General features: G+C 71.5%; 18 protein-coding genes. 11 read left to right on the top strand and 7 right to left on the bottom strand.

The features are described 5' to 3' along the window. Positions 1-179 precede the first annotated feature (179 nt). Genes DEJ22_RS03220 through DEJ22_RS03230 form a run of 3 tightly spaced genes read left to right on the top strand, consistent with a single transcriptional unit; the run spans position 180 to position 3,330 of the window. Positions 180-1,499: an ABC transporter substrate-binding protein gene (locus DEJ22_RS03220; protein ID WP_111226609.1), complete on the top strand. Its 1,320-nt coding sequence runs from the start codon at positions 180-182 to the stop codon at positions 1,497-1,499. Then, positions 1,496-2,482, top strand: coding sequence for a carbohydrate ABC transporter permease (locus DEJ22_RS03225; RefSeq protein ID WP_258379575.1), 987 nt, complete (start codon positions 1,496-1,498; stop codon positions 2,480-2,482). The genes DEJ22_RS03220 and DEJ22_RS03225 overlap by 4 nt, the downstream gene beginning before the upstream one ends. Continuing rightward, positions 2,482-3,330, top strand: a complete 849-nt coding sequence (locus DEJ22_RS03230; protein WP_181430713.1) for a carbohydrate ABC transporter permease — start codon at positions 2,482-2,484, stop codon at positions 3,328-3,330. Before DEJ22_RS03225 ends, DEJ22_RS03230 begins: the two co-directional genes overlap by 1 nt. Positions 3,331-3,469: 139 nt before the next feature. Here the strand turns inward: DEJ22_RS03230 and DEJ22_RS03235 are convergent, their stop codons facing one another. Both DEJ22_RS03235 and DEJ22_RS03240 read right to left on the bottom strand, forming a co-directional pair. After that, on the bottom strand, positions 3,470-3,622 hold the full coding sequence (locus tag DEJ22_RS03235) for a hypothetical protein (protein ID WP_181430712.1): 153 nt from the start codon (positions 3,620-3,622) through the stop codon (positions 3,470-3,472). 163 nt (positions 3,623-3,785) lie between these two features. Next, on the bottom strand, positions 3,786-4,232 hold the full coding sequence (locus tag DEJ22_RS03240; protein ID WP_181430711.1) for a MarR family winged helix-turn-helix transcriptional regulator: 447 nt from the start codon (positions 4,230-4,232) through the stop codon (positions 3,786-3,788). Positions 4,233-4,353: 121 nt separating this feature from the next. Between DEJ22_RS03240 and DEJ22_RS03245 the strand changes: the two genes are divergently transcribed. Beyond that, the gene (locus tag DEJ22_RS03245) at positions 4,354-5,340 is read left to right on the top strand and encodes an AraC family transcriptional regulator (RefSeq protein WP_181430710.1); all 987 of its coding nucleotides are present in this window, start codon (positions 4,354-4,356) and stop codon (positions 5,338-5,340) included. Positions 5,341-5,360: 20 nt separating this feature from the next. Here the strand turns inward: DEJ22_RS03245 and DEJ22_RS03250 are convergent, their stop codons facing one another. Then, positions 5,361-6,392 carry a LacI family DNA-binding transcriptional regulator gene (locus tag DEJ22_RS03250; RefSeq protein ID WP_111226607.1) on the bottom strand — a complete coding sequence of 344 codons (1,032 nt, stop codon included), beginning with the start codon at positions 6,390-6,392 and terminating at the stop codon, positions 5,361-5,363. Between the two features lie 159 nt (positions 6,393-6,551). On the opposite strand from DEJ22_RS03250, the gene DEJ22_RS03255 reads away from it, so the two are divergent. From DEJ22_RS03255 to DEJ22_RS03275, 5 genes are all read left to right on the top strand, one after another. Next, positions 6,552-7,850 (top strand): ABC transporter substrate-binding protein, encoded by a 1,299-nt coding sequence (locus DEJ22_RS03255; RefSeq protein WP_111226606.1) that lies wholly within the window; start codon positions 6,552-6,554, stop codon positions 7,848-7,850. Between the two features lie 2 nt (positions 7,851-7,852). Further along, complete coding sequence (locus DEJ22_RS03260; protein WP_111226605.1) at positions 7,853-8,872, top strand: carbohydrate ABC transporter permease; 1,020 nt, start codon at positions 7,853-7,855, stop codon at positions 8,870-8,872. After that, complete coding sequence (locus DEJ22_RS03265) at positions 8,872-9,765, top strand: carbohydrate ABC transporter permease (RefSeq protein WP_111226604.1); 894 nt, start codon at positions 8,872-8,874, stop codon at positions 9,763-9,765. Before DEJ22_RS03260 ends, DEJ22_RS03265 begins: the two co-directional genes overlap by 1 nt. Positions 9,766-9,899: 134 nt before the next feature. Continuing rightward, a complete protein-coding gene (locus tag DEJ22_RS03270) occupies positions 9,900-12,287 on the top strand; it encodes a beta-xylosidase/alpha-l-arabinosidase (RefSeq protein ID WP_111226926.1) in 2,388 nt (795 codons plus the stop codon). A gap of 175 nt (positions 12,288-12,462) precedes the next feature. After that, positions 12,463-13,620 (top strand): PP2C family protein-serine/threonine phosphatase, encoded by a 1,158-nt coding sequence (locus DEJ22_RS03275; RefSeq protein ID WP_111226603.1) that lies wholly within the window; start codon positions 12,463-12,465, stop codon positions 13,618-13,620. 16 nt (positions 13,621-13,636) lie between these two features. Here the strand turns inward: DEJ22_RS03275 and DEJ22_RS03280 are convergent, their stop codons facing one another. Beyond that, entirely contained in the window at positions 13,637-13,828 is a 192-nt protein-coding gene (locus DEJ22_RS03280) for a hypothetical protein (RefSeq protein WP_111226602.1), read from the bottom strand. Positions 13,829-13,965: 137 nt separating this feature from the next. Between DEJ22_RS03280 and DEJ22_RS03285 the strand changes: the two genes are divergently transcribed. Further along, positions 13,966-14,136: a hypothetical protein gene (locus DEJ22_RS03285; protein ID WP_181430709.1), complete on the top strand. Its 171-nt coding sequence runs from the start codon at positions 13,966-13,968 to the stop codon at positions 14,134-14,136. 118 nt (positions 14,137-14,254) lie between these two features. Beyond that, positions 14,255-14,827: a TetR/AcrR family transcriptional regulator gene (locus DEJ22_RS03290; protein ID WP_146241707.1), complete on the top strand. Its 573-nt coding sequence runs from the start codon at positions 14,255-14,257 to the stop codon at positions 14,825-14,827. Here DEJ22_RS03290 and DEJ22_RS03295 read toward each other — a convergent pair. The 3 genes from DEJ22_RS03295 to DEJ22_RS03305 all read right to left on the bottom strand — a co-directional run bounded on the left by DEJ22_RS03295 (position 14,785) and on the right by DEJ22_RS03305 (position 17,418). Next, entirely contained in the window at positions 14,785-15,783 is a 999-nt protein-coding gene (locus tag DEJ22_RS03295) for a helix-turn-helix domain-containing protein (RefSeq protein ID WP_111226599.1), read from the bottom strand. The genes DEJ22_RS03290 and DEJ22_RS03295 overlap by 43 nt on opposite strands. A gap of 81 nt (positions 15,784-15,864) precedes the next feature. Next, positions 15,865-16,362 carry a hypothetical protein gene (locus tag DEJ22_RS03300; protein WP_111226598.1) on the bottom strand — a complete coding sequence of 166 codons (498 nt, stop codon included), beginning with the start codon at positions 16,360-16,362 and terminating at the stop codon, positions 15,865-15,867. A gap of 66 nt (positions 16,363-16,428) precedes the next feature. After that, positions 16,429-17,418, bottom strand: a complete 990-nt coding sequence (locus DEJ22_RS03305) for an acetylxylan esterase (RefSeq protein WP_111226597.1) — start codon at positions 17,416-17,418, stop codon at positions 16,429-16,431. Positions 17,419-17,511 lie beyond the last annotated feature (93 nt).

The following is a 17,511-nucleotide window of genomic DNA, read 5'->3' on the forward strand; positions in this document are numbered from 1 at the left end:
GGAAGCGACAGTGCGGCGCCGCGTCGCGCCCGAGCACTGTCGCTCTGCCGCACCACTCGCCCCCCCCCGCCTCCGGCCGCACTGCACCACCGCACCTGAATCGGCGCTCAGGGTCGCTTGGTTGGGTGGCCGCACGAGATCGCCGGGTGCGCAGCCGCACCCTTCGTCGAGGAGGACGGATGGCAATCGACCGCAGGCTCTTCCTGCTCGGGGGCACGGGGGTGCTGCTGCTCGCCGGCTGCTCCACCCGGCCGGAACGCACCACCGTCGAGGAGTGGCCCACCGACCCGCCCGAGGGTGACGTCACGATCAGCTGGTGGGCCGGGCAGGTCGCGTCGAAGGACGGCGGGGACCTCCGCCGCCGGCTCATCGCGGAGTTCCAGAAGGAACACCCGAACATCCGGGTCCGGATCGTGAGCGCGCCGAGCGACACGGACACGAACCGCACCAGCCTGACGACGCAGATCGCCGCGGGCAGCCCGACGCCGGACGTGTACCTCGGCGACGTCGCGTGGCCCGGGCAGTTCGCGAAGAACAAGCTGGCGACCCCGGTCAACCAGCTGGTCGGCGAGGACTTCTTCGAGCAGTTCCCCGAGGGCCTCCGGCTGGCCGCCAGCGTCGACGGGACCTACTACATGTTCCCGCTCTACATCGACGAGTCGTTCTTCCTGTACCGCAAGGACCTGCTCGACAAGCACGGCTTCCAGGTCCCGCGCTCGTGGGAGGAGGTCAAGGACACCGCGGCGAAGCTCGTCGACACCGGCGACGTCGACTACGGCCTGGCCTTCCAGGGCGACGTGTACGAGGGCCTCACCTGCAACGTCACCGAGTTCGTGGCCGACGCCGGCGGGTCGCTCCTCAACGACGACCTGACGGCCCCCGCGACGACGAGCTCGGAGACGAAGCGCGCCTTCGAGTTCATGCGCTCGCTCATCACCGACGGCGCCAGCCCGCGAGCGACCCTGACGTACCAGGAGCAGGACACGAACGACGCCTTCTCGGGCGGGCGTGCGGCCTTCCTGCGGAACTGGTCCTACGCGTGGGGCATCGCGAACAGCCCGGACTCGGCGGTCGCCGGCAAGGTCGGCCTCGCCGCCCGCCCGACGTTCGACGGCATGCAGGACAACCACTCGACGATCGGCGGGTGGGGGAACTACATCAACCCGCACACGCAGCAGCCCGCCGCGGCCCTGACGTTCGCGGCCTGGATGTCGAGCGAGACGGCGCAGCAGTTCCTCACCCGCGAGGGCGGCGTCCTTCCCGCACGCAGCGCGAGCCTGGTCAGCCAGGACGCCAAGCGGCAGAACCGGCCGACGTACGACACCGCGGCCGGCATCACGCTCGTGCCCCGCCCGACCTCGACGGCGTACTACCCGAAGGTCTCGCAGGGCGTCTACCAGAACGGCAACAGCATCCTCGGCGGCCAGGCCTCGGTCGACGGCGGCACCAGCGCGATGGCGTCGGCCATCTCACTGGCCCTGCAGGGGGAGGCGCTGTGAGCGCCGGGACCGAGACCCGCCCGCCGGCAGCGGCCGCCGGGTCCGGCTCGGGAGGCGCGGGTCGCCGCGACGGGTACCGCCCGACCACGGGGCGGTCGCGCATGGAGCGGATCCGTGCGCGGGGAGCGTGGGGCTTCGCGGCCCCGGCGCTCCTGGTCGTGGCGGCGGTCACGATCTTCCCGGTCGTGTACTCGATCGTCCTGAGCTTCGCAGACGTCGAGATCGGCTACGACGGGTTCACGATCCAGGGCTTCGGCCTCGGCAACTACGCGGCGCTGCTGCAGAGCGCCGACTGGTACCGCGCGCTCGGGTTCACCGTCCTGTACACGGTCGTCACGGTCTTCGTCGAACTCGTGCTCGGCATGCTCGTCGCCCTGGTGCTCGAGCGGCTCGGGGTCACCCGCGGGTGGATGCTCGCACTGCTCCTGGTGCCGTGGTCGCTCGTGACGATCGTCAACGCGCAGCTCTGGAAGTACATCTACGACTCGACGTACGGCGTCGCGACGTGGTTCTTCGGGCTGTTCGGCGACGCCCCGGTGATCCTCGGCGAACCGGTCCCGGCGATCACCGGACTCATGGTGGCGGACATCTGGAAGACCACGCCGTTCGTGGCGATCATCCTGCTCGCCGGCCTGGTGCAGATCTCCGAGGACCACTACGAGGCAGCCGAACTCGACGGTGCGAGCACGTGGCAGACGTTCTGGCGCGTCGTGCTCCCGCAGCTCACCCCGACCCTGACGATCGCGGTGCTGTTCCGCATCCTGCAGGCGTTCGGCGTCTTTGACCTGCCGTTCGTGCTGACGAACGGCGGTCCGGGCACCGCCACCCAGTCGCTCGCGATCATGGGCTACAAGGTGCTCTTCCAGGACATCAACATCGGACCGGGCGCGGCGATCGCGACCAGCACGGCGGTCATCGTCGCCGTCGGCTGCCTGCTGTTCCTCCGGGCGTTCCGGAACCAGGCGAAGGGAGGGGATGCCTGATGCCCCGACAGAAGGTGCGCAAGGGCTGGCGCAGGTGGGTCAACACCGTCAACGTCAGCGGGGTGGTCATCGCGGTGCTCACGGCGCTGCCGCTCTACTGGTTGGTGTCGACGTCGCTCAAGCCGTCGTCCGAGATCGCCCAGTCACCGCCGACGATCGTGCCCCGCTCGCTGACGTTCGACAACTTCGTCGTGGCGTTCCGCGACAACGCGCTCGGGCAGTACATGATCAACAGCGTCGTCGTCTCGGTGTCGACCACGGTCATCGTGCTGGCGCTGTCCTTCCTGGCCGGCTACGCGCTCGCCGGACGGTGGATCCGGGGCCGGACGGCGATCATGACCTCGCTGCTCATGCTCTCGGTCTTCCCGGCCATCGCGGTCCTGACGCCGCTGTACCTGCTCGAACGCAACCTCGGACTGCTCAACTCGTACCCGGGGCTGATCGTGCCGTACGTCGCCTTCAACCTGCCGTTCGCCATCTGGATCATGCGCAACTACCTGCAGGGGATCCCGTCGACGATCGAGGAGGCGTCCGAGATCGACGGTGCGGGGGCCTGGCGGACCGTCCTGTCGGTCATCCTGCCGATGGCCAAGCCCGGGCTCTTCACCGTGGGGGTGTTCACCTTCACGGCCTCGTGGAGCGAGTTCCTCATGGCGCTGACGTTCAACAGCGAGAACTCGTTCCGCACCATCCCCGTCGGCATCGCACTGTTCGGGACCCAGTTCACCGTGCCGTTCGCGCAGATCTTCGCGGCGAGCGTGGCGGCGACGATCCCGATCGTCATCCTCGTGCTGGTCTTCCGCCGGTCGATCGTGTCCGGCCTGACCTCGGGCGCCGTCAAGGGGTGACGCCCGCCGTGCCGGGGAGCGGGCGGGCGACGCTCGGCTGCCGCGCGACGACGGACGGGACCGGTGACGGACGGGAGGCCCGTGGCGATCCCGCCACGGGCCTCCCGTCCGTCACTGGTCGGCTGACGGCGCCGTGTCGTCAGCGACGCGAGTCGCGGGCGGTGTCGGTGAAGAAGTCGGCGTACAGGCCGTTCGCGTCCTGCAGCTCGCCGTACTTCCAACGCTTGCGCATCCGACGGAACGTCTCGATGCGCACCGGGTCGATGCCCGGCTCGGACTGGTACGAACCCATGGTTCCTCCCCGTTTCCCTGATGCACACCCCCGAGTGGGGGTACCCATCGGCGACGGTACGGGCAGATCGTCCTCGCGTCCGGCAAGATAGGTCGAGAAGTGACCTAACTGCGCTTGTTGGACAAATGCTCCGGAGGGGTCTCCGAGCGCCCGTAACCTGCCGTCAGGGCGTCGGTGCGCCGTACTCGAGCGCCTCGATCACACGCTCGATCACGCGGACGAACCGGGTCCGCTCGCGCTCGGAGAAGGAGGACAGGAGATCGTGCAGATGCTCGTTCGTGCTGTCCATCGCAGCGGCGTAGGCGCGCTGCGTCTCCGGGGTGAGCTCGATGAAGCGACTGCGCCCGTCGTCGGGGTTCGGCACCCGGCAGAGGTGGCCCGCGCGCTCGAGCCGGTCGACCGTCCCGGTGACCGCCGGGCTCGTCAGCCCGAGGTGCGACACCAGGTCCTTCACGCGGACGCGACGGTCCGCGGCCGCCGCGCGCGCGACGAACTGCAGGACCGTCAGGTCGGAACCGGACACCGACAGGCGTTCGCGCAGGCGCCCCCGCAGGGCGCTCATCGCTGCCTCGAGCCGCGTGAGCGCAGCGGTCAGGTCGATCTCGCTCACGTGATCGCCCCCTCGGTGCGTCTCGGTCGTGCGCGACACTACGCCGCGTCCACCCCAGAACCGTATCCGGATAACGAGAGTGATGGCGTCATGTGGACAGGCCGCCGCGAAGGGGCACGACGTGGCTGACCCGTTGATCGAAGCCTTCGGCGCCGAGGAGACCATCGCGCCGGTGCGGTTCGAGGTCGCCGGCACGCGCCCGGAGACGGCCGTCCGTGACCTCGGCGGCATCTACGCGGGGGAGCGCTGGTCCGCCGCGCCGACGAGCGGCCGGTTCGACTACCGGTACACGGCGATCGGCGACAGCGAGGTGACGATCCGCCGGTCGCAGATGCACGGCGAGATCCGCGGGTGGATGCCCGCCGGTTCGGTGGACTACGTCGTCACCTGGATCAGCACGGGCACCGGTGAGCTCGAGATGCGCGGGGAGCGCTGGCCGATGCTGCTGGACGTCCCGGTGATGTTCCCCGCCGACGAGGAGTACAGCTTCGTCACCGCGGACTACGACCAGCGACTCGTGCACTTCGACCGCGCGTTCGTGCGCCGGATCGCAGCCATGCGCACCGACCTCGGCGAACGTCCGTTGCGGTTCGACACGCGGCGCGGTGCCGAGGACGCGATCGCCCACCGCTGGCAGGGGGCGCTCACGGCGCTGTCCCGTGCGCTGCGGGTCGGCGGCCCGGACTCGGACGCCTGGCAGGACGCCAAGGTGACCGCCGCCGAGGTGTTCCTCGACCTGTTCCCGCCGCAGACCGACGACCTGCCCGACGTGCTCGCGCAGCCCCGCAACGCCCGGCTGCGCGCCGCGGTGGAGTACATCCACGCCCACGCCGCCGAGCAGGTGACGATCGTGGACCTGTCCGAGGCGGCCGGCCTCAGCGTCCGCTCGGTGCAGGAGTCGTTCCGGCGGGTGTTCGACGTCTCGCCGCTGACGTACCTGCGCCGAGTGCGGCTCGACCGCGTGCACGAGGAGCTGCTCGAGGCGGGGCCGCAGGCCGGTGCGGTGGGCGAGGTCGCACGGCGGTGGGGCTTCGCGCACCTCGGACGCTTCTCGGCGTCCTACGCCGAGCGGTTCGGCGAGTACCCGAAGCAGACGCTGCGGCGCTGACGCCCGGCCCCGCCCCGAGGTCAGGCGGCCGGGACCGACGCCGTGCTGCTCCGCACGTGCAGCGTCGAGCGCAGTCGCACGTGGTCGCTCGTCGGCTCGCCGCGGAGCATGCCCATGAGCATCGCGACCGCGCTTGCTCCGAGCTCGGCCAGCGGCTGCGCCACGGTCGTGAGCGGCGGGGTCGTGGTCGACGCCTGCGGCACGTCGTCGAAGCCGACCACCGACAGGTCCTCCGGGACCCGGATCCCGAGCGCCTCGGCGGCGTGGAGCACACCGATCGCCGACGAGTCGTTCGCGGCGAAGACGGCCGTCGGACGATCGGGCAGCGTCAGGAGCTCGCGCGCCACGACGGCGGACCGCTCCTCCTGGTAGTCACCGGCGCGCACCAGGCACTCGTCCACCGCGATGCCGGCGGACGCCAGGGCGTCGCGGTAGCCCGCCTCGCGCAGCTGCGACGACGCCAGGTCACCGCGCCCCTGCAGGTGGGCGATCCGGGTGTGCCCGAGCCCGAGCAGGTGCTCCACGGCATCGCGCGCACCGGCGGCGTTGTCGGTGTCGACGGTCGCGTGGCCCTCGGGTCCCGTGTGCGGGTCGATGGCGACGACCGGGATCGACGCCCCGGAGAGGGCCGCCGAGGGGGTCACGACGATCGCGCCGTCGATGAGCGTCCCGGACAGGCGCGACAGCGAGCGCCGTTCCCAGCCGGGGCGTCCCGTGCCGGCCTCGAGTCCGGCGTAGGCCAGCAGCTCGTACCCGGTGCCGGTCGTCGCGGCGGACACACCGCGGAGCAGCTCGGTCGAGAACGGTTCGAACTCGGGCACCAGGATCCCGATCACGTTCGTCCGGGAGCTCCGCAGGCTCCGGGCGACCAGGGACGTCTCGTAGCCCAGGCGCTCGACCACCTCCTGCACCCGGAGCATGGTGGCAGGGGCCACGCCGTCGCGGTTGTTGACCACCTTGGACACCGTGGGGATCGAGACGCCGGCGGCGCGCGCGACGTCCGCGATCGTGACCCGCCCCGGTCCGGGCGTGTGGTCGACGGCGGTCTCCATGTCCACACCGTACCGCCGCGGACGCGTTCCGCCAGCCCGCTGATCACGGTTAGAAAACGTTATCGATAACGATTGACAAACGGGACGCGACCCTGACACGCTCTTCCGCAGCGGCATCGACTGCCGCGAACGTCAACGACGACACCGAGGAGTTCCACGATGACGAGGAAGATCCGTGCCGCGGCAGCCATCGCGCTGGTCGGGGCCACCGCTCTCACGCTGGCGGGTTGTTCAGCCGGCGGCAGCGACCCGTCGGAGGACGGCGGCAAGGTCACGATGACCCTGTGGCACAACTCGACCACCGGCCCGGGCAAGGCGTACTGGGACGACACCGTGAAGGCGTTCGAGGAGAAGTACCCGAACGTCACGATCAAGGCGCAGGCGATCCAGAACGAGGACCTGGACGGCAAGCTCCAGACCGCGCTGAACTCCGGCGACGGCCCCGACATCTTCCTGCAGCGCGGCGGCGGCAAGATGGACGCGATGATCGCTGCCGGTCAGCTGATGGACATCTCCGACTCGATCAGTGACGACGCGAAGCAGTCGATCAGCAAGGGCACCTTCGCCGGCTACGAGAAGGACGGCGGGACCTACGCCATGCCGGGCGCCGTGCTCCCCGAGGGCATCTGGTACTCGAAGGACCTCTTCGAGGAAGCCGGCATCGAGCAGCCGCCGACCACCATGGACGAGCTGAACGAGGCGGTCACCAAGCTCAAGGCGAAGGACATCGACCCCGTGGCCGTCGGCGCCAAGGACGCCTGGCCCGCCGCGCACTGGTACTACAACTTCGCGCTCCGCGAGTGCAGCGAGAAGACGCTGAACGATGCGGCGAAGTCGCTGGAGTTCGATGACGCCTGCTGGACGAAGGCCGGCGAGCAGCTCGAGGACTTCAACGGGACCGAGCCCTTCAACAGCGGCTTCCTCACCACCGCCGCGCAGCAGGGCGCCGGCAGCTCCGCCGGTCTCCTCGCCAACCACAAGGCGGCCATGGAACTCATGGGTGCCTGGAACCCCGGCGTGATCGCGTCGCTCACCCCGGACGCCAAGCCGCTCGAGGACCTCGGATGGTTCCCGTTCCCGGCCGTCGAGGGCGCCAAGGGCGACCCGAAGTCGATGATGGGCGGTGTCGACGGCAACTCCTGCTCGGCACAGGCCCCGAAGAAGGCCTGCACGGACTTCCTCAACTTCATCGTGCAGAAGGACAACCAGGAGGCGTACTACAAGGCCTTCAACGCGATCCCGGTGAACAAGGACGCCCAGTCGGTCGTCCAGGAGGACTACCTGAAGTCGGCCCTCGCCGCCTACCAGGAGGCCCCGTTCGTCTCGCAGTACCTCGACACCCTGTACGGCCAGAACGTCGGCAACGCGCTGAACACCAGCGTCGTCGACCTGCTCGCCGGCAAGGGCAGCGCGAAGGACATCGTCGAGACCACCAACCAGGCCGCGGCCAAGGGCTGATCATGGCGCTCGACACCTCCCTCGGCACGACCCCGGCGAAGGCGTCGGGCACAGCTCCCGGGACGTCCCCGGCGGGGAGCGGTACGCCGCTCCCCGCCCGGCGGACCGCCCAGCGCGTCGCCGACTGGCGCAAGCGCGTCGAGATCGCGGTCCTCGCCGGGCCCGCGGTGATCGTCTTCGTGACCTTCGTCATCCTGCCCGTGGCACTGGCTGCCTACTACGGCTTCTACAAGTGGCAGGGATACGGCCCGCCGACGAACTTCGTCGGGCTGCAGAACTACCTGATCATCTTCCAGGACGAGGCGTTCCACTCCGTCCTCATGCACAACGGCTTCATCGTCGTGATGTCGCTCGTGCTGCAGGGCCCGATCGCGATCGTGGTCGCGCTCCTGCTCAACCAGAAGATGCGCGGCCGCGGACTCGTCCGGGTGCTGGTCTTCGTGCCCTACGTGATCTCCGAGGTCATCGTCGGTACCGGCTGGAGCCTCATGCTGCAGTCGAACGGTGCCGTGAACGACCTGTTCCAGAGCATCGGGCTCGGTGGGCTCCGCCAGGACTGGCTGTCCAACCCGGACATCGCCATCTGGAGCCTGCTCGCGATCATCTCGTGGAAGTACATCGGCTTCGCGGTGATCCTGTTCCTGGCCGGCCTGCAGAGCATCCCCGAGGAGCTCTTCGAGGCGGCGGCGATCGACGGTGCGAGCTACTGGCAGATCCAGCGGCGCATCACCCTGCCGCTGCTCGGCCCGACCATCCGCATCTGGGCGTTCCTGTCGATCATCGGCTCGCTGCAGCTGTTCGACCTCGTCTACATCATCTGGGGCCAGTACATCTCCTCGACCGCGGGCACCTCGACCATGGCGACGTACATGGTCGCGAACGGCCGGACCTCGGGCAACTACGGCTTCGGCAGCGCCGTCGCGGTGGTCATGTTCCTGATCTCGCTCGCCGTCGCCCTGGTCTACCAGCACTTCGTGCTCCGTCGGGACACCGCCGGCGCACTCACCGAGAGGAAGCACTGATGGCGATCACGAGTGCCACCACCAACCTCGTCGCACCCGGTCGCCGCGGTGCCCGGGCGAGGAAGTCCGGGGCCGCCCTCGGCCAGGCGAGCCCTCTGACGTACGTCGTCGCGATCCTGTTCGTCGCCGCGAACCTCGCCCCGGTGCTCTACATCGTGCTGGGCGGGTTCCGGACGAACTCGCAGATCACGACGAGCCCGGCGGGTCTGCCGGCGCCGTTCCAGTTCGGCAACTACGGCTCGGTGCTGTCGAGCGGCATCTTCTGGCAGCAGCTCGGCAACTCGACGATCAGCGCGGTCACGACCACGCTCGGCGTCGTCGTGCTCGGCCTCATGGTCAGCTTCGTGCTCGCCCGCTACTCGTTCAAGGGGCGCGGTGCCGTCTACGCCCTGTTCGCCGCGGGCCTGATGTTCCCGATCACGGTCGCCATCACGCCGCTCTACCTGCTCGTGAAGGACCTCGGGCTCACGAACAGCCTGGCGGGCGTGATCCTGCCGCAGATCGCCTTCGCCCTGCCGACGACCGTCATCATCCTGGTCCCGTTCCTGCGGGCGATCCCGGACGAGCTCGAGGAGGCAGCGTCCATCGACGGTGCGAGCCGCCTCGGCTTCTTCTTCCGCATGATCGTCCCGCTGTCGCTGCCGGGCGTCGTCACGGTGGGCATCCTCGCCTTCATCGGCAGCTGGAACAGCTACATCCTGCCGCTGTTCATCCTCAACAACGAGGCGTCGTACACGCTCCCGCTCGGGGTCCAGGCGTTCTCGTCGCAGTACTCCGTCGACACCGCGAGGGTCCTCGCGTTCACCTCGATGTCGATGATCCCCGCCCTGGTGTTCTTCACGATCTTCCAGAAGCGCATCGTCGGCGGCCTGACCGGGGCGGTGAAGGGGTGACCACCCTCGACACGACCACGCATCCCGTCGACGAACGGGAGGCGCGTGGCGACGCCGCCACGCGCCTCCCGGCCGCCACCGCCCACGTGGACGACGCGACCGCGTCCGACCGGGTGACCGCGCTGCTCGCCGCGATGACGCTCGAGGAGAAGACGGCGCAGCTCGTCGGCTACTGGCTCGACCAGAACGGCGTCGTCGCGCCGATGCAGGGCGAGATGGCCGGCGCGCAGGACGGCGGCACGCTCGCCGACGTCACGCGACACGGCCTGGGGCAGTACACCCGTGTGTACGGCACCCGGCCGGTCGAGCCGGACGAGCGCGCCGCCTGGCTGTGGGCGGAGCAGCGCCGGCTGAAGCGCGAGACCCGCCTCGGCATCCCCGCCCTCGTGCACGAGGAGTGCCTGACCGGGCTCGCCGCGTGGAAGGCGGCGACCTTCCCGACGCCACTGGCGTGGGGAGCGTCCTTCGACCCGGAGCTCGTCGAGCAGGTCGGCGCGGTCATCGGCCGCTCGATGCGCGAGCTCGGTGTCCACCAGGGCCTCGCCCCCGTGCTCGACGTCGTGCGCGACCCCCGCTGGGGACGCGTCGACGAGTGCATCGGCGAGGACCCGTACCTCGTCGGCACCGTCGGCACCGCGTACGTGCGCGGCGTGCAGAGCGCGGGCGTCGACGCGACCCTGAAGCACTTCCTCGGCTACTCGGCCTCGCGGGCCGGACGGAACCACGCGCCGGTCCACGCCGGGCCGCGGGAGGTCGCCGACGTCTTCCTGCCGCCGTTCGAGATGGCCCTGCTCGACGGTGGCGCGCGGAGCGTCATGAACTCGTACGCCGAGGTCGACGGTGTGCCCGTCGCGGCCGACGCGTCGCTGCTCACCGACCTGTTGCGCGACCGGCTCGGGTTCGACGGCACCGTCGTGGCGGACTACTTCTCGGTGGCCTTCCTCGAGGTGATGCACGGCGTCGCCCGCGACCGCGGCGAGGCCGCCGCGATGGCGCTCGAGGCCGGCATCGACGTCGAGCTCCCGACCGGTGACGCCTACCTCGCACCGCTCGTCGAGCGGGTGCGGAACGGCGAGGTCGACGAGGCGTTCGTCGACCGGGCCGTGCTCCGTGTCCTCCGGCAGAAGGAGCGCCTCGGGCTGCTCGACCCGGACGTCTTCGAGGACGAGCCCCCGACGGGGGTCGACCTCGACTCACCGGAGCACCGTGCGCTCGCACGGCGGCTGGCGGCGGAGTCGCTCGTCCTGCTGTCCAACGACGGCGTGCTGCCGCTCGGCGCACCCCGTGACGGTTCCGCCGCCGGTGCGGCGGGCGCTGCCGGCGACCACCAGACCCCGGGCGCCGTCCTGCAGGGCCCGATCGCGGTGATCGGCCCGAACGCCCACCGCGCCGAGGCCCTGCAGGGCTGCTACTCGTTCGCGAACCACGTCCTCGCGACCCACCCCGGCCTGCCGCTCGGCTTCGCGATCCCCACCGTGCTCGAGGGCCTGCAGGATGCCCTGGGCACCGACGCCGTGCGGTACGCCCGCGGCGCCGAGGTCGAGGGCGACGACCGCTCCGGCTTCGCCGAGGCCGTCGCCGTCGCGCGGGACGCGTCCGTCGCCGTCGTCGTGGTCGGTGACCAGGCGGGGCTCTTCGGTCGCGGCACGGTCGGCGAGGGCAACGACTCCGAGTCGCTCGACCTGCCGGGCGTGCAGCGGGAGCTCGTCGAGGCCGTCGTCGCGACCGGTACGCCGACCGTGGTCGTGCTGTCGACCGGACGTCCGTACGCGATCGGCTGGGCGCTCGACGGCGACCAGCCGAAGCCCGCCGCCGTGGTGCAGGCCTTCTTCCCCGGGGAGGAGGGCGGACCCGCGATCGCCGACGTGCTCACCGGTGCCACCGCGCCGTCGGGCCGTCTCCCGGTGTCGCTGCCGCGGTCGGCCGGGGCGCAGCCGTACTCGTACCTGCACCCGCGGCTCGGCGGTCCGTCCGACGTCACGGCGACCGACTCCACGCCGGTCCGGCCGTTCGGCTTCGGTCTGACGTACACGTCGTTCGCGTACGAGGACCTGGTGGTCGACGAGACCGTCGCCACCGACGGTGCCTTCAGTGCCTCCGTCACGGTGCGGAACACCGGCACCCGCGACGGTGCCGAGGTCGTGCAGCTGTACGGCCACGACCTGCAGGCCTCGGTCACGCGGCCCGTCGCGCAGCTGCTCGGGTACGCACGCGTGGCGCTCGCGGCGGGTGCGTCCGCCCGGGTCCGGTTCGACGTGCCGGTGCAGCGCTTCGCCTTCACCGACCGTGCCGTGCGGAAGGTGGTCGAGCCGGGTGACGTCGAGGTGTGGGTCGCGTCCGACGCCGCGGCGTCCCGGCCGGGAGGCCCGCTGCAGACGGGTGGGATCGTCGCGTCCGGTGACGGGCCGGTCCGGCACGAGTTCCCCGGCTCGGCCACGTCGCGTGCGGTCGTGCAGGTGACGGGTGCCGTGCACGCGGTCACGACGGCCGACCGTCGGACCGTCACCTGGTCGGTGGACTGACTATCCGCTCCTGGCACCCGACGCCGCCGCGGAACACCTGGATCAGGGTGCTCCGCGGCGGCGTCCGGGTGCGCCCGGCTCGTGGCGGGTACCGTGGAACGGGTCTTCCACGGACCGCACCAGGCTGCTCCACCACGCAGCAGCGGATCGGTGGACCAGGAGGGGGACGGACCGGATGAGCACGGGGGACCGGGGGAGTGTGCGCGCTGCGCTCGTCGCCGCGCTGGACGTCGTCGACGCCGCGCCGTCGGAACGGTTCGAGCGGATCGTCCGCGTCGCCCGCGAGGTCTTCGACGTCCCCCTGTCCTACGTCAACGTGCTCGACGAGGACCTGCTGCGCACGCTCACCCCGAACGTGCCCGACGAGATCCTGTCCGGCCCGATCGGGTGGTCGTTCTGCCAGCTCACCGTCCGGCAGACGGAGCCGATGATCGTGCCGGACACGGCGGCCGACTCCAGGACGTCCGGTCTGCCGGGGGTCGTGAACCGCGGGATCCGCTTCTACGCCGGTGTCCCGCTGACGATCGCCGGCGGCGAGCCCGTGGGGACCCTCTGCCTGATGGACACCCGACCGCGTGACTTCTCGCCGCAGGACACGGCGGCGCTCATCGACCTCGGACGCTGGGCCGAACGTGCCCTCGGCCAGGGGCTGCACCACGACCGCCTCCTCGAGGTGGCGACGGCGCTCGCCCCGCCTGCAACCACCCTCGACGGGTACCGGATCGCCGCGCTCACCGTTCCCTACGGGGACCTGAGCGGTGACCTGCACGACTGGTCGACCGTCGACGGCGAGCTCGTGTTCACGCTCGCCGACGTCATGGGGAAGGAGCAGCCGGCGGCCCTGCTCGCCGCGGGCATCCGCGCGGCGCTGCGCCAGCACCGGTCCCTCGACCCGGGCGCGGCGGTGGCCGCGGCGGAACCGGCCCTGAGCGAGGACCTGGTGCGGGCGAGCGCGTTCGCCACGCTCTTCCACGCACGACTGGCGCCCGACACCGGCACCGTCGAGATCCTCGACGCCGGACACGGGCTCGCGGTGCACGTGCCGGCCGAGGGGCCACCGCGCACCCTCCGCTCGCACGGGCTGCCGCTCGGGCTGCAGCACGAGGGGCTGCCGCGCTCGACGACGACCCTCGTGCTCGAGCCGGGGGACGCCCTCGTCGTCGCGACCGACGGCGCGCTCGACCTCGGCGACGGCACCATCGACACCCTGCTCGACCTCGCGCGCACGCTCGGCCGCGCCCGGCACCTCGAGGCGTTCCTCGAGACGGTGCGCCTGCGGGCGGCCGAACGGGCCGAGGACGACGTCACCGTCGTCGTCCTCGTCCGTGCCTGACCCGCAACGGTCGTCGTCAGGGCCGGTGGTCGTCCCGGCCGGGAGGCGGATCGAGCGGCAGCTGCCGCGGCCACTGCTGGCCGTCCACCGCGGCGAGGACCGCCGTCACGGACCGCGTCACGATGCGCACCGCGGTGGCGGACCAGCCACGGCGCGGGTGCTCGAACCCGTCGTCGCCCCACGGTCGGTCGTCGTCGAAGTCCCCCATGGCGTCCCCCTGGTCCCGGTGCTCGAGAGGCTACACGGGCGCGGCCCGCAGCGGGAGGTCCGCGATCCGTCACCGCACCGGGAACACCGGGGGAGCGTGCGTAGCGTGGTCGGCACCAGACCGTGAAGGAGCACGTCATGTCCGACGCACACGACCCCCGCGACACCACCAACGACCCCGAGGGCACCGAGAAGCCCGACGGCCTGGGCGAGGACGGGACGATCCCCGCGCACCCGGAGGGCGTCGCCGCCGGCTTCGTCGGTGACGACTCGCACTTCAACCCGGAGGAGGACGAGTCGGCCGAGTAGTCGACCCGACCACCTGCCGGACGGGAGGCCCGTGGCGACGCCGCCACGGGCCTCCCGTCCGTCGTCCGGTCGCCGCGTCGCCACCGCGAGCGGTCCGCGGATCGGTACGGTGTCGGGCATGCCCCGCTTCACGCCCCCTGCTGCCGACGCGATGCGCGCGACCCTGCTCGCTGCGGCGCGTGACGAGTTCGTCGCCAACGGCCTGGCCGGTGCCCGCGTCGAGCGCCTGGCCGCGGCCGCCGGCAGCAACAAGGCCCAGGTCTTCCACTACTTCGGCGGCAAGGACGGGCTCTTCGACGCCCTCCTCGTCCACGAGCTCACGTCGGCGCTCGACGCCGCGCCGCTCGACACCGCGGACCTGGCGGGGTGGGCCGGTCGGCTGCACGACGTCGCGGTCGAACGGCCGTGGGTGCAGCGGCTCGCGGCGTGGCACCGGCTCGAGCGGCCCGACGTCGCGCTCGGAGCGCTGGTCGAGCGGCACGTCGACGCTGTCGCCGAGGTCGAGCGTGCCCAGCGCGCGGGGGTCCTGCCCCGACGCTTCCGACCGGCGGTGCTCCTCGGGCTCGTGGTGCACCTGGCCGGCTTCTGGACGGCGTTGCCCGCCGAGGCCGCCGGCCCCGTTGCCGCGGTGACCGCCCCGCGTCGGCGTCAGGTCGTCGTCGACGCGGTGGGTGCGCTGCTCGGCGACTGAACGGTCCGCCGACGCTGCAGCGTGACCGATGGCCGCTCGCCGAAGGCCGATGCGTAGGTGCCGGCGAACCGTCCGAGGTGCGCGAAGCCCCAGGAACGGGCGACCTCGGCGACCGTCGTCGACCTCGGGTCCCCGGTCTCGAGTGCCGACCGGACCCGGTGCAGCCGCACGTCACGGAGGAACTGCATCGGGCTCGTCGCACCCGCCCGGTGGAACGCCGCCTGCAGTCCCCGCGCGCTGAGCCCGGTGGCACGGCAGACGTCCGCGGTGGTCAGCGGACGGTGGGCGTTCGCTGCGATCCACTCCTGGGCCACGCGGACCGACCCCCGTCCGGCGGCGGTGATGCCCGAGTGCGGTGTCGCGTCGAACGCCTCGAGCACGGCCTCGGCGACCCGCCGGCCCTGCAGCGAGCGCGTGCCGGCAGGTGCGGACGGGTCCCACAGGGTCGTCGCAGCGCTCGCGATCGTGCGCCGGAGTGTCGCGAGGGCGGCGGGGTCCGCGGTGGTCCGCAGGTCGAGCGGACCGGGCAGGTCCCCGCGCACGGCCGCACTGAGGGACTCGAGGTACGTCCCGTCGAAGCGGACGAAGTGCTGCACGGCCGGGGCGGCGTCGAACGCGAACGTCCTGCCGGACGGGTACATGACGGGCACGTTCGGCTGCATGACGACGGGATCCGCGCGGTCCGTGTCGAGGACGACACCGGGCCCGGTCGCCCACGCGAGCATGTACTGCCGCTCGGGGTCGATGTGGCCCCACCGCCGTGCGGCGACCGCCGACGTCGCGGTGGTGACCTGCCCGTCGCCGACCGCGCGGTACCGGTAGGAGAACCCCTCGGTCGCGGCCTCGCCGATGTTGATGTCCTGGCTGCTGTAGATGCCCTCGAAGACCTCGACGGCGTCGTCGACCACGGTGCCGTGGTGGTCGACGGCGGTCGGGGGACGGGGTTCGCTGCGCATGCGGGAGCCAGTCTGCGCCCTCCGCCGGAGAACCAGCGGTGCAGTGCGCGTCGCGGCCTCGAGCACCGCCTCCGGGGTCACTCAGCGCACGTGCGGCCAGTCCGTGGACAGGTACGCCTCGACGGCACGGTTGCGGAACGAGTAGGGCTTGCCGCGGACGATGATGCCCCGCACGGTGTCCAGCCGCTGGGAGAACGGCCCCACGTTGGCGGCCGAGGGCAGGCCCATCCGGTCGGCGATGGTGGTCAGCGTCCGCTCGGAGGGAGTGAGTGCCGCCATCGCCTCCACGAACTCACGTTCGCGCGACGGCAGTCGGTTGAGGATGCGCTCGACGTGCGCCGAGGCCTCGCTCTCCGCCCCCTGCCAACCCCTGCGGACGTCGTCGTCCGTGATCACCAGCGAGGTGCCCGCGTTCCAGGCTCGTTGGCCGGCGAGCTGGAAGAGGAACGGGCGACCGGTCTCGTAGAGTCCGGCGTGCCGACGCGGGCGAACGACGTCCCGCCAGTCGGAGAGCTGCTCGACCCGTCCCGCCCAGACGTCCGGGACGACGTCGGAGCCGGGCTGGAACGGGTTCGTCACCGGGGAGCGCGTGCGTTAACTTTATCAACGGCACCCGCGCGCTGATAACTTCAACGAGTCACGCACTCAACGCAGCCGCTGGGTGAGGAAGACCGCCTGTCGTTCCCAGTGCCGGTACCCGCCGCCCTCGTGGCCGTTGTACGGGTAGACCTCGATGTGCTTGTCCGCCGACGCGAGCGCGTTGTACGCCGCGAAGGTCGTGCGCGGGGGCACCACGTCGTCCATCAGCGCGACCGAGAACAGCGCCGGGGCCGTGATCCGAGCAGCGAGGTTCACGCCGTCGAAGTAGGCCGCGGTGTCCCACACGGTCTCGACCGCGTCCCGGTGCACGGCGAGGTACTGGGCGAGTTCCCGGTACGGGCCGCCGACCGCGACGTCGGTGCCGTGCTCCCAGTCGGACAGGAAGGCGACGTCGGGCAGCACGGCGACGAGCGGTGCGGTGTGCGCCTCGACCAGGGCGGCCGCGGCGATCGCGATGCCCCCGCCCTGGCTGCCGCCGGTCAGCGCGATGCGGTCCCGGTCGACACCGGGCAACGTGCGGACCGCGTCGACGAGTCGGACGGCATCCGTGTAGACGCGTCGGTAGTAGTGCTCGGCGGGCGAGCTGATGCCGCTCGCCATCCAGCCGCCGCCGTTCGGGCCGGAGCCGTGCGGGTCCGGGGTGTCGCCACCGGTGCCCCAGCCGCTGCCCTGCCCGCGGGTGTCCATCACGACGTGCACGTACCCGGCGAGGGCCCACGAGACCCGCTCGCCGGGCAGGCCCCGACCGCCGCCGTACCCGATGAACTCGACCACGACGGGCAGGTCGCCCGTCGACCCGGCCGGGCGCGAGACCCAGGCGCGGACGGGGTCGCCGCCGAAGCCCGGGAACGTCAGGTCCTGCACGTCGAGTGCGCTGACCGGGGTCGTGGCGGCGACGAGCACGGGCTCCGTCCCGGCGCCGGCCGCCCGTGCCTCGGCGATCGTGTCCGCCCAGAAGGCGTCGATGTCGTCGGGCTGCCGCACGGACGGGCGGTACGCGCGGAGCTGGTCCAGGGGCAGGTCGGTGAGCGGCATCGGGAGTCCTCAGTGGTGGTGGGTTGTTCCGGGCGTACCGAGACGGATCGGGCGTACCTGGTCCGATGTTCCGACCAGGTACGCCCGATTCCA

Origin of the sequence: Curtobacterium sp. MCSS17_007 (assembly GCF_003234175.2) — a bacterium.
Taxonomy (GTDB): Bacteria; Actinomycetota; Actinomycetes; order Actinomycetales; family Microbacteriaceae; genus Curtobacterium.

Excerpts from the sequence above, each read along its gene's own strand:
- DEJ22_RS03305 (WP_111226597.1), bottom strand. The coding sequence starts at position 17,418 with ATGCCGCTCACCGACCTGCCCCTGGACCAGCTCCGCGCGTACCGCCCG.
- DEJ22_RS03220 (WP_111226609.1), top strand. The coding sequence starts at position 180 with ATGGCAATCGACCGCAGGCTCTTCCTGCTCGGGGGCACGGGGGTGCTG.
- DEJ22_RS03285 (WP_181430709.1), top strand. The coding sequence starts at position 13,966 with ATGTCCGACGCACACGACCCCCGCGACACCACCAACGACCCCGAGGGC.
- DEJ22_RS03260 (WP_111226605.1), top strand. The coding sequence starts at position 7,853 with ATGGCGCTCGACACCTCCCTCGGCACGACCCCGGCGAAGGCGTCGGGC.
- DEJ22_RS03230 (WP_181430713.1), top strand. The coding sequence starts at position 2,482 with ATGCCCCGACAGAAGGTGCGCAAGGGCTGGCGCAGGTGGGTCAACACC.
- DEJ22_RS03290 (WP_146241707.1), top strand. The coding sequence starts at position 14,255 with ATGCCCCGCTTCACGCCCCCTGCTGCCGACGCGATGCGCGCGACCCTG.
- DEJ22_RS03250 (WP_111226607.1), bottom strand. The coding sequence starts at position 6,392 with ATGGAGACCGCCGTCGACCACACGCCCGGACCGGGGCGGGTCACGATC.
- DEJ22_RS03275 (WP_111226603.1), top strand. The coding sequence starts at position 12,463 with ATGAGCACGGGGGACCGGGGGAGTGTGCGCGCTGCGCTCGTCGCCGCG.
- DEJ22_RS03270 (WP_111226926.1), top strand. The coding sequence starts at position 9,900 with ATGACGCTCGAGGAGAAGACGGCGCAGCTCGTCGGCTACTGGCTCGAC.
- DEJ22_RS03235 (WP_181430712.1), bottom strand. The coding sequence starts at position 3,622 with ATGGGTTCGTACCAGTCCGAGCCGGGCATCGACCCGGTGCGCATCGAG.
- DEJ22_RS03265 (WP_111226604.1), top strand. The coding sequence starts at position 8,872 with ATGGCGATCACGAGTGCCACCACCAACCTCGTCGCACCCGGTCGCCGC.
- DEJ22_RS03280 (WP_111226602.1), bottom strand. The coding sequence starts at position 13,828 with ATGGGGGACTTCGACGACGACCGACCGTGGGGCGACGACGGGTTCGAG.
- DEJ22_RS03255 (WP_111226606.1), top strand. The coding sequence starts at position 6,552 with ATGACGAGGAAGATCCGTGCCGCGGCAGCCATCGCGCTGGTCGGGGCC.
- DEJ22_RS03295 (WP_111226599.1), bottom strand. The coding sequence starts at position 15,783 with ATGCGCAGCGAACCCCGTCCCCCGACCGCCGTCGACCACCACGGCACC.